This window comes from Nocardia bhagyanarayanae (genome assembly GCF_006716565.1).
GTDB classification, from domain to species: Bacteria; Actinomycetota; Actinomycetes; order Mycobacteriales; family Mycobacteriaceae; genus Nocardia; species Nocardia bhagyanarayanae.
Genome location: NZ_VFPG01000002.1, coordinates 371,274 through 383,928, shown reverse-complemented (window position 1 = coordinate 383,928; position 12,655 = coordinate 371,274). Strand labels below are relative to the sequence as shown.

Genomic DNA, 12,655 nt, shown 5'->3' with positions numbered 1-12,655 from the left:
GAGCGCATGACGGTGACGAGCACAACAACCTTGCCATCCTGCCAACCGGAACGGAAGCCCCCTTTTCGCGGGCACGGTGGACTGCACGACCACTCGGCCCGCGCCCGAAAACTCCCTTACTTCTTGTCTTTCGGCTTGTCCGCCTGGGCATCCGAGGAGAGGGCCGCGACGAAGGCTTCCTGGGGGACGTCCACGCGACCGATGGTCTTCATGCGCTTCTTGCCCTCCTTCTGCTTCTCCAGCAGCTTGCGCTTACGGCTGATGTCACCGCCGTAGCACTTGGCGAGCACGTCCTTACGGATGGCGCGAATGTTCTCGCGGGCGATGATCTTCGAACCGATCGCCGCCTGGATGGGGACCTCGAACTGCTGCCGCGGGATCAGCTCGCGCAGCTTGGTGGTCATCTTGTTGCCGTAGGCCTGAGCCGCGTCCTTGTGCACGATGGCACTGAACGCGTCCACGGCCTCACCCTGCAGCAGGATGTCCACCTTCACCAGCGCGGCCTCCTGCTCGCCCGCCTCTTCGTAATCCAGGCTGGCGTAGCCGCGCGTGCGCGACTTCAGCGAATCGAAGAAATCGAAGATGATCTCCGCCATCGGCAGCATGTAGCGCATCTCGACGCGGGTCTCGGACAGGTAGTCCATGCCGAGCAGCTCACCGCGCCGCGACTGGCACAGCTCCATGATGGTGCCGATGAACTCGCTCGGCGCGATGACGGTGCACTTGGTGACCGGTTCGAAGGCCTGGCGCACCTTGCCTTCCGGCCAGTACGAGGGGTTGGTGACGATGTGCTCGCGCCCGTCCTCCATGACCACGCGGTAGATCACGTTGGGCGCGGTCGAGATCAGGTCCAGGCCGAACTCGCGCTGCAGGCGCTCGCGGGTGATCTCCATGTGCAGCAGACCCAGGAAGCCGCAGCGGAAGCCGAAGCCCAGCGCCACCGAGGTCTCCGGGACGTAGGTCAGCGCGGCGTCGTTGAGCTGCAGCTTGTCCAGGGCGTCACGCAGGTCCGGGTAGTCCGAACCGTCGACGGGGTACAAGCCGGAGTAGACCATCGGCCGCGGTTCGCGATAACCGGTCAGCGCCTCGGTCGCGCCCTCGCGCGCGGTGGTGACGGTGTCACCGACCTTGGACTGGCGCACGTCCTTCACGCCGGTGATCAGATAACCCACCTCGCCGACACCGAGGCCCTGGGTGGGCTTGGGCTCGGGCGAGACGATGCCGATCTCCAGCAGCTCGTGGGTGGCGCCGGTGGACATCATCTTGATCTTCTGGCGCGGGGTCAGCTTGCCGTCGACCACACGCACGTACGTGACCACGCCGCGATAGGTGTCGTAGACCGAGTCGAAGATCAGGGCGCGCGCGGGCGCGTCGGCCTGGCCGACCGGGGGCGGGACCTGGTCGATCACCTTGTTCAGCAGCTCCGGCACGCCCACTCCGGTCTTGCCCGAGACGCGCAGCACGTCCTCCGGCTCACAACCCACGATGTGGGCGAGCTCGGCGGCGTAGCGATCCGGATCGGCGGCCGGTAGGTCGATCTTGTTCAGCACCGGGATGATGGTCAGATCCCGTTCCATGGCCAGGTACAGGTTGGCCAAGGTCTGCGCTTCGATACCCTGCGCGGCGTCGACCAGCAGGATCGCGCCCTCACAGGCCTCCAGCGCGCGCGACACCTCGTAGGTGAAGTCGACGTGGCCCGGGGTGTCGATGAGGTGCAGCACATAGTCGGTGCCGTCCACCTGCCACGGCAGCCGCACGTTCTGCGCCTTGATGGTGATGCCGCGTTCGCGCTCGATGTCCATCCGGTCCAGGTACTGGGCGCGCATCGCCCGCTCCTCGACCACACCGGTGAGCTGCAGCATCCGGTCGGCCAGCGTCGACTTGCCGTGGTCGATGTGCGCGATGATGCAGAAGTTCCGGATCCGGGACGGATCGGTGAACGTCGTGTCGGCGAAGCTGGCGGGCACTCCACTCCTCAGCTGGGTATCGGCAAACTGCCCTCTATCGTCCCATGGGTGCGGGTGGGCGCGGTCCACTGGTCCGATGAGAAGTCGTCACCACACCGTTATCCTCCAACGATGGCGCGAAGTTGGAACTCTCTCGGCAAGCAGTTGAGCCTGATCGCGAAGGAGCAGGGTCCCAAGATCGTCCGGCAGCAGGGACCTCGGCTGGTGGATCGGCTGGTCGGCTCGCTCGCGCAGCGCCGCGACGGGGGCGTATCCGTGCGTCCCGCGGCGTCGCCGCCGGTGCCCACCGCGCAGCGGGCCAGGCAGATCGTCTACTGCCCGCACCTGGACGGCCGTGCCGATCCCGGCGAGATCGTGTGGACCTGGGTGCCCTACGAGGAGGACCCGAACAACGGCAAGGACCGCCCGGTGCTGGTGGTCGGCCGCGACCGCCGCACGCTGCTCGGCCTGATGCTCTCCTCGAATCCCGAACGCGCACACGACCGTAACTGGCTCGGCATCGGCAGCGGGAGCTGGGACCACGACGGCAGGCCGAGCTGGGTGCGCCTGGACCGGGTGCTCGACGTTCCCGAGGCGGGCATCCGCCGCGAGGGCGCCATCCTCGCCCGCAAGACCTTCGATCTGGTCGCCCACCGGCTCGTCGTCGAGTACCACTGGAGCTGACACGAAGCGGCCCCGGTTCCAGCCGGTGCCGGAATCGGGGCCACTCGTCCGATCTACCATCGTCCGCCCCGGTCGGCCGGGTCGGCGGCCAACTCAGCTGATCATCTCCCGGCTCCGGCCGTACAGCAGGCCGTAGATCAGCGCGCCGAGCACGCCGCCGATCAGCGGGAAGACGATGAACGCCCACACCTGCCCGGCCGCGCCCTCCTGATAGAACGCGACGCCGAGGCTGCGCGCGGGGTTCACCGAGGTGTTGTCCACCGGGATGGAGATCAGGTGGATCACCGCGAGGGTGACGCCGATGGACAGACCGGCCAGCGGCACGTCGGAGATCTGGTCGGTGGAGGCGAGCACCACGAAGACCAGCAGCGCGGTGAGCATCACCTCGATGATGATCATCGAGGCCATGCCGTAGCCGTTCTGCACGACGACCTCACCCAGCGGGCCGGTCTTGGCCGACGGGCTGTGCGCGCCCCAGCCGTTGGCGCCGAGGCCGTCGACCCTGCGGTCGTAGGAGGGCAGATTCTTCGCGATCGCGAACAGCACGAGACCGGAGATGAACGCGCCGATCAACTGCGCGATCACGTAGCCGCCCGCGTTGAGCGGGGTCAGCCTGCCCATGATGAGCTGGCCGAGGGTGACCGCGGGGTTGACGTGGCACCCCGAGATCGGTCCGATCGCGTACACCAGGAACATCAGCGTGAGACCGAAGGCGAGCGCCACTCCCAGCGCGCCGACCCGCTCACCGGCCAGCACCGCCGTGCCGACACCGCCCATCACCAGAACGAACGTGCCGAGCGCCTCGGCCGCCCATTTCTTCACGTCGGGAATCGGCCTTTCCTCGGCCAGTTCTTCGACGACTTCCTGCGCCGTGGGAGACATACAGACACACCTTCCGCCATCTCGAGCCATTGCTACCGGTAGACGAGGTATTGCTGCGAAATCCGACCATTCAAGATCAAACGGTGCTTGCAGTGGGGACGCTACGCCAGACGGGTGCTCTCTACAACGACTTCGCATCCGCGACGAGTGCGGCGACTTCCGGGTCTCGCAGGCCGAGCGGGCCCTCGCGACCGGACAGCGAAAAGGAATGCCCCGAGGTTGCTCGTCCGTTGTGGTCGCCCCGCCCTCGCGGTCCGTTCACGGTCGGCACCGGTGAACGGACCCCGACGCGGCGATTTCGTGTGCCGCGCGGCGGCTGGTACCCTCGATCTTCGGCGTCGCGATACCCGTTCACATCGGGCGTGTCGCACGCGCAAGACTTCTCAGTACATACCACTCAGCGACAGGAACACGAGGAAACAGGCGTGGCCAACATCAAGTCCCAGATGAAGCGGATCCGTACCAACGAGGCGGCGCGCAAGCGCAACCAGTCGGTCAAGTCCGCGCTGCGCACCGCGATCCGCAGCTTCCGGGAAGCCGCTGCCGCCGGTGACAAGGAGCAGGCCGGCGAGCGTCTCCAGTTCGCCAGCCGCAAGCTGGACAAGGCCGCCTCGAAGGGCGTCATCCACGCCAACCAGGCCGCCAACAAGAAGTCGGCGCTCGCGCTGGCCTACAACAAGCTCGGCTGATTCGCCGGTCCCCGTATCCGGGACCGAATTCTTCTGACGCCAGCCGCCGCGGCCTCGACGACCACGGCGGCTTTTGTCGTGTCCGCTTCGAATCCGAGCTTCGTCGACGAGTTCACCGGACCGTAGCCGAGATGTCGGTGTCGAGGGCTACGATTCCGCGCATGGTAACCGTGTACGCGAATCAGACCGTGGTCAGAGGCGAGGACCTTCCGGAGGTCATCCGCGCCGCCGAGGTGCTCGGGCTCGGCCTGAAGATCGAGAACGTCATGGTCCCCGACGACGACGGTGGTTACTCGCTGGAGTGGATCGTGACCCGGGAAGACGAAGTGCCCGTGTACGACGAATGGGAAGGCCGATTCGAGGAGTCGGACGAGGACGACGACGAGTTGGTGTTCACCCCGGCGGAGTGAGCGTTCGCCGCTCCGGTTCCACAGTTCGGTTCTACAAGCTCAGCTCGGCGGGCTCAGCTCCGCCGCGCGCGGCTCCCTTACCGCGATTCCGGCCGTCAGGCGGTTCAACGCCACCTGCGAGTCGGCGTCGGCGGCCCGATAGATGATGATCCGCTGCGTCCGGCCCGTCCCGCGCCGCCGCACGGCCGTCATGTGAGTCTGGCTGAACGCGAAGAGATCTCACATGGATTGGCGGCCGGGGATTCGCCGCGCAGTATCGCCCGCGGCCTGGGACGAGCGCCATCGACGATCTCCCGCGAGGTCGCCGAACGCGGCGGTCGCTTCGTCCATCGGGCCATGCCGGCGGATCGAGCGGCGTGGGCGGTGCGCCCGAAACCGACGAAACTGTCGCGCGATCCCCGGTCGGCGGCGCTGATGGCCGAGAAACTGGTCCAACGCCGGTCACCGCAGCAGATCGCGGGCTGGCTGCGCCGAAATCAGTCCCCGGGCGGGGACACGGCCATGTCGGTTGCTCATGGCAGTGTCAGCCGTGTGATGCAGACGGACCATCACATAATCGGCTACTCGAGACTGGCGATAGGACTTGGTCCCGGCCAGGATCAGTCCCAGGTACCCGGTGGGAGGCTCTCTAAGCGGCTGCCCGTCAGCAGTATTGGCGTGGCTCGCTAATGGCTTGCGCCCGCCGGGTTACCGTGCGGGTGTGGCTGGAAAGGGGAGTCATTACCGAGCGCCCGGGCTGCTACCTATGGGTTTGTATCGGCCGTCGGCGGCCGCGGTGAGTCGGCGGGCCAGGTCGCGTACGGCGTCGTTGAGTGTGTCGGGGTGCTCGATGATGAAGGGGCGGTGCAGGCCGGCGAGCAGGGCGGGAATCCAGTCGAGTCGTTCGGCGCGGATTCGGATGCGGACCCACGGGTTGGTGTCAGCGGGTTGCGAGTCGATCTCATGCACGGTCGCGATCGTCGCAGGGAGCAGCGGGCGGACCTGGGTGAGTGTGCCCTGGACTCGGATCGATACCTCGTGCCGATAGGGCGCGTTGGCCAATGCGGACAGCAGATGAGCGGCTGGCTCGAATTCGGTGGGCGGAGCGAACGTTCCGGGTCGTGTGGTCACCGCGGTGATGCGGTCCAGCCGGAACTGGCGTAGTTCGGCGCTGTTGCTGTCCATCCCTGTCAGATACCACCGGCCCGAGTGGTCGACGAGCCCGTAGGGGTGCACGGTGCGTTGGCTGGACCGCCCGTTTCGGTCGGTGTACCCGATTTCGACCGGTCGGTGCTCGCGGGTGGCCTCGGCGAGCCGGAGCAGGACGGCGGTCTCGACAACCACTTCCGGGCGCGCGTCAGCGGTGAATTCGACGGTGTTGATCAGTGCGTCCAGCCGGGCCGTCAGACGTGGGGGTAGGACGCGGCGGAGTTTGGCCGTCGCGCTGTCGGCTGCGCGGGCGGCCGCTGTCGGCCGGTCGGCGCCGCGGCTGGTGAGGAGCCCGAGCAACACGGCCACCGCCTCGTCGTCGGTCAGCATCAGCGGTGGCATTCGGTATCCGGGAGCGAGCCGGTAGCCGCCGTAGCGGCCCCGCACCGATCGGACCGGGATATCCAGATCGGTGAGATGTGTGACGTATCGCCTGACGGTGCGTTCATCGACGCCGAGCCGTCCGGCGAGTTCGCCGACGGTATGAGTACCGCCGGTCTGCAACAGCTCGAGCAGGGCCAGCACTCGGGCGGTGGGGCGCGTCATCGGGAAATTCTCGCATCCATACCGGGCGGAAACTGTCCGGTATCGGCTCTACCGTGGCGTGCGGCGGTGGAACCTCCGCCTCATCCGACAGCAGGAGCACCCAATGAAGCTCGTCTCGATCCGTCTGATCACCGACGACATCCAGCGGCTGGTCAGTTTCTATCAGCACGTGACCGGCGTCGAAGCAAACTGGGCTACACCGGATTTCGCCGAAATCGTCACACCGGCCGGCACCCTCGCGATCGGAAGCACCCGCACCGTGGCGCTGTTCGCCGCGGGCAGCGCGCACCCAGCCGACAATCACACCGCGATCCTCGAATTCTTGGTCCCCGACGTCGATGCCGATTACCGGCGGTTGCGAGATACGGTCGAGGATTTCGTCAACGAGCCCACGACGATGCCGTGGGGGAACCGGTCTTTGCTGTTTCGCGACCCCGACGGCAACCTGATCAACCTCTTCACCCCGGTCACCGCGCAGGCCGCCGCGAAGTTCGCCGGTTGACATCCGCTCATCGGCAATATGGTGCGTTTGGCCGCCCCAGAGGAGTGGGTGCGCAGAGCAATCAGCTCGCCGACAACGCCTCGCGCAGAACCGTATCGAAGCTGATCGGCTCGCGGCCGATCAACTTCGCCAATGTCGGGTCGACCGCGGCGAATTCACCGGCTCGGCTGGCGGCGAAGATGTCCACCATCAGGTCCGCCTGCTCGGCCGGGACCCCGTAGCCCGCCATCTGTTGCCGGAATTCCTCGTCGGATACGGTGACGCGCTTGATGGTTCGGCCCGTGAGCTCGGCGGCGATGGCGGTAACCTCGTCGAAGTCGATGGCCCGGGCAGCGGTCAATGGCGGTGTGGGACCGTCGAATCGGCCTTCCTCGGCAAGGATCGCCGCGGCCGCATCTGCGAGGTCGGCATGCGCGGTCCAGCTCACCGCCCCATCGGCGGGCAACACGAGCTGTCCGGTCTCGGCGGCCTGTCCGAAAAACCGCAGTGCGCTGGCGGCGTAAAACCCGTTGCGGAGCGAGGTGAACGGCACGCCGCAGGCCTTCAGCATCTCCTCGTCGGCGGCGTGGTCGCGGCAGGGCTCGAACCGCGAGGCCGGCCCGGCGCCCATATGGCTGGTGTAGAGGATGCGGCGTGCGCCGACCGCGACGGCACCGTCGATGGCCGCCCGGTGCTGCCGGATGGCTTCGGCGCCGAGCTTGTCGACCGACACGATGAGCACCTGGCTTGCACCTTCGAAAGCGTGGGACAGGCTGTCCGGGTCGGTGAAGCTGCCCTGTCGCACCCGTACTCCGCGGTCGGCCAGGTCCTGCGCCTTTCGCGGGTCGCGGACGCTCACACCCACTTGGTCGGCGGGCACTCGCATCAGCAGGCTCTCGACAATCCGACGGCCCAGTAGCCCGGTGGCTCCGGTCACGATGATCATGCTGTTCTCCATCCTGATTCCATTGGAAACGTTAACACGTTAACAGTGATACTTTCGTTGGAAACAGTCAAGCGTTATCGTTGATTCATGACACGGCCCACGCCACGCAGGAACGGCACGACGACCGTCGAACCCGACGACACGGCGTCGGCTCGCGAACAGCACCGGCAGCGCGTCATCGAAGCTGCCGCCGACCTGCTCGAGCGTGCGGGTCGGGACGCGGTGACCACTCGCGCAGTCGCCGACGCAGCAGGGTTGCAACCACCGGCGATCTACCGGCTGTTCGGCGACAAGGACGGGCTGCTGGAAGCGGTGGCGGAGTACGGTTTCGCGAAATTCCTCGCCGGCAAACACGTCGACCCAAACCCCGCCGACCTCATCGAAGACCTCCGGGCCGGGTGGGACCTCGCGGTCGAGTTCGGCCTGTCCAACCCCGCGCTCTACACCCTCATGTACAGCGAACCCGCCGGCACCAAGTCGGCCGCATTCCAGGCCGGACTGAAGATCCTGCGGGGACGGATCCGCCGCCTCGCCGCAGGCGGCTGGTTACGTGTAGACGAGCAACTCGCGGCCGGGATCATCCACGCCACAGCCCGGGGCGCGGTCTTGACGTGGCTGTCCCTCCCGGAAGCCGACCGCGACCCGGCCCTGCTCACCGCCCTCCGAGAGGCCATGGTCACCGCCGTCACCAACGAACGCCCGGCCATCCAGGACACCGGCCCGGCCGGCGCGGCCCGCGCCCTCCGCGCCACCCTCCCCGACGAAACGACACTCACCACCGCCGAGCAACACCTCCTTCGAGAGTGGCTGGACCGTCTCGCGGCTGACCACTGACCGCGTGGACATCCGTCCGCGCTGGACGCCGTGTCCCCGGCCAGGCCACCTCCTCGCGGCGCAGCCCCGGCGTGCGGCGAACCTGCCGACGGACCGGGAGGCCGACGTCCTCGGGGTGCAAGCGCGCACGGCGGGCGCGCAGTCCGAGGGCCCTTTTCGCGCCAGTCCGAGTCGCCGCTGAACCTGCGGTAACGAAAAGCGCTGTCTTGGAGGCTAGTTCACACAGGGGATGTCGTTGCCGGTGATGGTGGCGTCCACCGGTTTGCCGACGTCCGGCGTGGCGGTCGGGGCCTGGGTGGTCGGGGTGAGCCTGGTGGTCGGCGTCGCTGTGGCGGTGGTCGACGCGCCGGTCAGGGCCGGGGGCATGGTGAAGTCCGAGCCGAGCACGACTCTGATGCGGCCCTCGGGCACGGTCACGGACTCGATGACGGGGAGGCCGAGGGTGTCCGCGAGGCGGGCGGCTTCGGCCTCGTCGCCCGGACCGTAGTACACGGCCGAGGTCCAGCCGTCGGAGGACGCGGCGTGGCCGACCGACCCCTTGCGGTAGCCGCGACCGGTCAGCGCGGTGGAAACCTTTGCGGCGTAACCCTCTTCGCTTCCGGCGTCGAACACGTCGACGGTGCTGGACGGCCGCTGCGGCGCGGTCGGCTCGGGCTCGCCGAAGGCGCGGCGCACCTCCCGGCGGATGGCGGCGGGGTCGATGATGTTCACATCCTGCCCGTTGATCACGTCGTAGCGCAGCACCGGCAGGGTGCGGAACTCGACGGTGGGGCTCGCGGCGGAGCCGACGGTGCGCAGGAGGTCGACGAGGTTCCAGCCATCGGAGAGCACGATATTGCGGTGCGCGACGTCCATCAGGGCCGAGAGCTTGCCGACGTCGGTGAACGTACCCGCGTTGCGCAACTCCTTGGCGACCGAGGTGAGGAAGGCCTGCTGCCGGTGCGTGCGGTCCAGATCGCCGTTCTCCAGGCCGTGACGCTGACGAACGAAGGCCAGCGACTGGGCCGGATCCAAGCGCTGGCGACCGGCGGGGAAATCGGCGCCGGAGTATTCGAGATCTTGGACCGGCTTGCGCAGGCACACCTCGACCCCGTTGAGCGCCTTGGCCAGGTCGTAGAAGCCGGCGAGGGTGATCTCGGCGAACCGGTCGATCGGAACGCCGGTCAGATTGCGCACGGCCTGCACGATGGCGGCGCGGCCCGCCTCCCGGCCCGCGTGCTCCAGCTTCGCGCGGTCGGTCACGCCCTGGGCCTCCAGTCGCTCCTGCACCACGGCCTTCTTCAGGCCGTACGCCTCCTTGATCTTCATGTGCGTGTAGCCCGGGATGCCGGAGACGGCTACGTAGTTGTCGCGCGGAATGGAGACCGCGGTGATCTTCTTCAGGTCGGCGGGGATGTGCACCAGGATCAGCGTGTTGGCGTTGTAGCCGCCCTGGTCGCTGTCCCCCGCGTGCAGCTGATCGAGTATTTCTTGCGGGAGGTCGTTGCCGTTCTGGTCTTTTCGGGTGTCGAGGCCGATCAGCAGGATGTTCATCGCGCCGTCGAGCGATCGCGGCGCGTCGTCATCCAGGGCGTGGGAGCGGCCGAAGCCGTCGTCGAAGCCGTTCTCGGTGGTCCAGCCCACCGCGGTGCCCGCAAGGACCAGCGCCGACAGTCCGCCCGCGACCACCTTCGCCACGGTGCGGGCGATGTCGCGGCGCCGCGGGGTCGGTCGCCGGTGCGCGCCACCGATCGCACGACGTCGTCCGGAGCGTCCGGAATCGCCCGTGCGGGGAACTCGCGCTGTTGGCTCGTCCACCCAATCCAGTTTGACACGGATCAGGTAACTAACTATTTGCCGATTGAGGGTAGATCTCTGGTCAGCCCGCGCCGTGCAGGTCGAGAATGCTCATGAGTGCGTGTTCCAGGGCGTAGCTGGAGTCCGCTGCGCCGCCCTTCACGTCGGCGTTCAAGGTCGCGACCACTTGCATGGCCGAGCCGATGGTGGCCGGGGTCCAGTCGCGCGCCTGGGCTTGCGCCTTCTTCACCTTCCAGGGCGGCATGCCCAACTGCTGGGCGAGCTTGAACGGATCGCCGCGCCCTGCCGAACCGACCCGCGCGATGGTGTGCACCGAATCGGCGAGCGCGTCGGCGAGCAGCACGTGCGGAACGCCGCGGTCGTTGGCCCACCGCAGCGCCTCCATCGCGCCGGGCCGGTCGCCCGCGACGGCGAGCTCCGCCACGTCGAATCCCGACACCTCCGCCTTGCCCGAGTAGTACTGCCGCACCGCCGCGACGTCGATCTTGCCGCCGGTGTCGGCCGCCAATTGCGAACAGGCCGCGGCCAATTCACGCAGGTCCGAGCCGACCGCCTCCAAAACCACCTGCACGACGTCCCCCGCGACCCGCACCCCCGCGGCACGGAACTCGCCGCGCACGAACTCCACCCGTTCGGCGGCCTTGGTCAGCTTCGCGCAGTTGTGCACCGTCGCCCCGGCCTTCTGCAACGCGGGCGCCAGCGCCTTGGCCCGTCCGCCGCCCGAGTGCAGCACAACCAGCACCACGCCGTCGGGCGGATCCGCGGCGGCCTCCGTGATCACCGCGACGGCGTCCTTCCCCGCCTCCGCCGCCGACTCCAGAACGATCACTCGGTCCTCCGCGAACAGCGACGGGCTCAACAGCTCCGCCAGCTCCGCGGTACTCGCGTCCCCCGCCCGCAGCCGGTCGACCGGCACCGCCTCCGGATCCGGCGCCCCCGCCCTGACCTGCGCGGTAATCCCCGCCACCGCGCGCTCGATCAACAGCTCTTCCTCCCCGAGGACCAGATGCACCGCCGCAGACCGTTCGCTCACGCCTGCGCCTCGCTAGCGCTCGGCCCCGGCGTGCGCGAAGCGCGCCGACACATGGTTCGCTCACTGCGTTCGCTCACGCCAGCGATCCTACGTTCCCCCACCGACACCCCCGCCGACGTGCTCATCTGATACCGTTTTCGACAGGAGCGGGACTTGGTCCTACCGGTTCGCAACCGGGCGTTCCACAGAAGCGTGGAGATTCGGGGTTGATATCCCGATCGGTGCGGCTCGCCAAACCGATAGCTCAAGCAGTAGAGCCCCGCTTTGTTACATCAAAAGTGGCGGGCACCTTCGAAGGTGCCCGCCACTTTCTATCTCAGACTGATTTCCGACTGGAGTTCTGCGTCGGTCAGTTTCAGCACGCCGTAGTGGTGTCGGGCAACTCCCCGGGCCTTCCGCAAGGCTTGGTTCCGATCCTTGACCAACGACGGATGCTGACTCGCAACCTCATCGACTACCAGTTTCGCCCAGCAACTGCGTGGCAGCGCTACCTGTAAGCCGAGATTGGTCTCGCGGTCGAGCCGCTTGGTGAAAGCCAACGCCGCAAGCATCTCGCCGTGACCGAGCAGGAGGCGCTCGCCCAAGCGAAGATGCCGCGGGTTTCGAACAGCGACCGCTTCCCAGCCCAGCTCCTGCGCGGGCGTCCAGGACTTCAGCTGGTCATACAGGGGTTGACTCAGTAGCCCTCCGTTGTGGATGACGCAGTTGCGCATCAGTCGTAGCGTGTCGATGTAGGCGATAAGGTCGGCCGAATACTTGTAGCCAGTAATGTTTTCCATGATTCCGTGCAGCTCTACGAGGTTGGCCCTCGCATCCTTCGCCCGGCACAACCCTTCCCCGGCGAGCAGCCGTACACACGTCCGCAAATAATCTTCGTGTAGGGCGAGGACGTAGGGCACGCCCATCATGCCCAAGTGCGGGTCGGCGGCAAAAAGGATTTCGGTGGCCTGCGCGGTTCTGAGGTTGAAACGCTTGATGTGCTCGACGCCCGGGAAAACCTGCGGCAGTAGATGATCCGATCCTTCGGTCAGCTTCAGGAGATGCGCGGCCAGTTGAGCGCCCGCCAGCAGCGCCATCATGGCGTTGTTCGCATCGATCTTGCGAGCCTCGTACTCGCGGTACTCGCGAAAGCGAGCGATGTCCGCTCTCCTGGGACCAGCCGATGCCACCGGACCTCCTGATTCCTTGGCAGGGCTCAGATACAAGTTGACCAGGGAGT

At 67.2% G+C, this 12,655-nt stretch carries 14 protein-coding genes; 6 read left to right on the top strand and 8 right to left on the bottom strand.

Annotated features, from left to right (window positions below; translation table 11 throughout):
* Positions 1–116: 116 nt before the first annotated feature.
* The gene (gene lepA / locus FB390_RS28505) at positions 117–1,967 is read right to left on the bottom strand and encodes a translation elongation factor 4 (RefSeq protein WP_141812332.1); all 1,851 of its coding nucleotides are present in this window, start codon (positions 1,965–1,967) and stop codon (positions 117–119) included.
* 111 nt (positions 1,968–2,078) lie between these two features.
* Here lepA and FB390_RS28500 point away from each other — a divergent pair, with 111 nt between their 5' ends.
* Positions 2,079–2,630 (top strand): type II toxin-antitoxin system PemK/MazF family toxin, encoded by a 552-nt coding sequence (locus FB390_RS28500; protein WP_141812331.1) that lies wholly within the window; start codon positions 2,079–2,081, stop codon positions 2,628–2,630.
* A gap of 93 nt (positions 2,631–2,723) precedes the next feature.
* Here the strand turns inward: FB390_RS28500 and FB390_RS28495 are convergent, their stop codons facing one another.
* The gene (locus tag FB390_RS28495; protein ID WP_141812330.1) at positions 2,724–3,512 is read right to left on the bottom strand and encodes an aquaporin; all 789 of its coding nucleotides are present in this window, start codon (positions 3,510–3,512) and stop codon (positions 2,724–2,726) included.
* A gap of 425 nt (positions 3,513–3,937) precedes the next feature.
* On the opposite strand from FB390_RS28495, the gene rpsT reads away from it, so the two are divergent.
* Together rpsT and FB390_RS28485 are read left to right on the top strand one after the other, a co-directional pair.
* Positions 3,938–4,201: a 30S ribosomal protein S20 gene (rpsT, locus tag FB390_RS28490; protein ID WP_067787340.1), complete on the top strand. Its 264-nt coding sequence runs from the start codon at positions 3,938–3,940 to the stop codon at positions 4,199–4,201.
* A gap of 161 nt (positions 4,202–4,362) precedes the next feature.
* Positions 4,363–4,611 (top strand): hypothetical protein, encoded by a 249-nt coding sequence (locus tag FB390_RS28485; protein WP_185757307.1) that lies wholly within the window; start codon positions 4,363–4,365, stop codon positions 4,609–4,611.
* A gap of 39 nt (positions 4,612–4,650) precedes the next feature.
* Here FB390_RS28485 and FB390_RS33785 read toward each other — a convergent pair whose 3' ends face one another.
* Positions 4,651–4,803 (bottom strand): hypothetical protein, encoded by a 153-nt coding sequence (locus FB390_RS33785; RefSeq protein ID WP_185757306.1) that lies wholly within the window; start codon positions 4,801–4,803, stop codon positions 4,651–4,653.
* Between FB390_RS33785 and FB390_RS34960 the strand changes: the two genes are divergently transcribed.
* The gene (locus tag FB390_RS34960) at positions 4,804–5,280 is read left to right on the top strand and encodes a helix-turn-helix domain-containing protein (RefSeq protein ID WP_185757305.1); all 477 of its coding nucleotides are present in this window, start codon (positions 4,804–4,806) and stop codon (positions 5,278–5,280) included.
* A gap of 51 nt (positions 5,281–5,331) precedes the next feature.
* Here FB390_RS34960 and FB390_RS28475 read toward each other — a convergent pair whose 3' ends face one another.
* A complete protein-coding gene (locus FB390_RS28475) occupies positions 5,332–6,345 on the bottom strand; it encodes a helix-turn-helix transcriptional regulator (protein ID WP_185757304.1) in 1,014 nt (337 codons plus the stop codon).
* A 103-nt stretch (positions 6,346–6,448) separates the two neighbouring features.
* Between FB390_RS28475 and FB390_RS28470 the strand changes: the two genes are divergently transcribed.
* Entirely contained in the window at positions 6,449–6,847 is a 399-nt protein-coding gene (locus tag FB390_RS28470) for a VOC family protein (RefSeq protein ID WP_141812328.1), read from the top strand.
* 61 nt (positions 6,848–6,908) lie between these two features.
* Here FB390_RS28470 and FB390_RS28465 read toward each other — a convergent pair whose 3' ends face one another.
* A complete protein-coding gene (locus tag FB390_RS28465) occupies positions 6,909–7,772 on the bottom strand; it encodes an SDR family oxidoreductase (protein WP_141812327.1) in 864 nt (287 codons plus the stop codon).
* A gap of 87 nt (positions 7,773–7,859) precedes the next feature.
* Here FB390_RS28465 and FB390_RS28460 point away from each other — a divergent pair, with 87 nt between their 5' ends.
* Positions 7,860–8,606 carry a TetR/AcrR family transcriptional regulator gene (locus FB390_RS28460; protein WP_141812326.1) on the top strand — a complete coding sequence of 249 codons (747 nt, stop codon included), beginning with the start codon at positions 7,860–7,862 and terminating at the stop codon, positions 8,604–8,606.
* Positions 8,607–8,819: 213 nt separating this feature from the next.
* Here the strand turns inward: FB390_RS28460 and FB390_RS28455 are convergent, their stop codons facing one another.
* From FB390_RS28455 to FB390_RS28445, 3 genes are all read right to left on the bottom strand, one after another.
* Positions 8,820–10,337 (bottom strand): LCP family protein, encoded by a 1,518-nt coding sequence (locus FB390_RS28455; RefSeq protein ID WP_425465942.1) that lies wholly within the window; start codon positions 10,335–10,337, stop codon positions 8,820–8,822.
* A 127-nt stretch (positions 10,338–10,464) separates the two neighbouring features.
* Complete coding sequence (holA, locus tag FB390_RS28450) at positions 10,465–11,436, bottom strand: DNA polymerase III subunit delta (protein ID WP_141812324.1); 972 nt, start codon at positions 11,434–11,436, stop codon at positions 10,465–10,467.
* A 311-nt stretch (positions 11,437–11,747) separates the two neighbouring features.
* Positions 11,748–12,605 (bottom strand): hypothetical protein, encoded by an 858-nt coding sequence (locus tag FB390_RS28445; RefSeq protein WP_141812323.1) that lies wholly within the window; start codon positions 12,603–12,605, stop codon positions 11,748–11,750.
* Positions 12,606–12,655: the final 50 nt, after the last annotated feature.

Excerpts from the sequence above, each read along its gene's own strand:
- FB390_RS28500 (WP_141812331.1), top strand. The coding sequence starts at position 2,079 with ATGGCGCGAAGTTGGAACTCTCTCGGCAAGCAGTTGAGCCTGATCGCG.
- FB390_RS28495 (WP_141812330.1), bottom strand. The coding sequence starts at position 3,512 with ATGTCTCCCACGGCGCAGGAAGTCGTCGAAGAACTGGCCGAGGAAAGG.
- FB390_RS28485 (WP_185757307.1), top strand. The coding sequence starts at position 4,363 with ATGGTAACCGTGTACGCGAATCAGACCGTGGTCAGAGGCGAGGACCTT.
- FB390_RS33785 (WP_185757306.1), bottom strand. The coding sequence starts at position 4,803 with ATGACGGCCGTGCGGCGGCGCGGGACGGGCCGGACGCAGCGGATCATC.
- FB390_RS28475 (WP_185757304.1), bottom strand. The coding sequence starts at position 6,345 with ATGACGCGCCCCACCGCCCGAGTGCTGGCCCTGCTCGAGCTGTTGCAG.
- FB390_RS28470 (WP_141812328.1), top strand. The coding sequence starts at position 6,449 with ATGAAGCTCGTCTCGATCCGTCTGATCACCGACGACATCCAGCGGCTG.
- FB390_RS28465 (WP_141812327.1), bottom strand. The coding sequence starts at position 7,772 with ATGATCATCGTGACCGGAGCCACCGGGCTACTGGGCCGTCGGATTGTC.
- FB390_RS28460 (WP_141812326.1), top strand. The coding sequence starts at position 7,860 with ATGACACGGCCCACGCCACGCAGGAACGGCACGACGACCGTCGAACCC.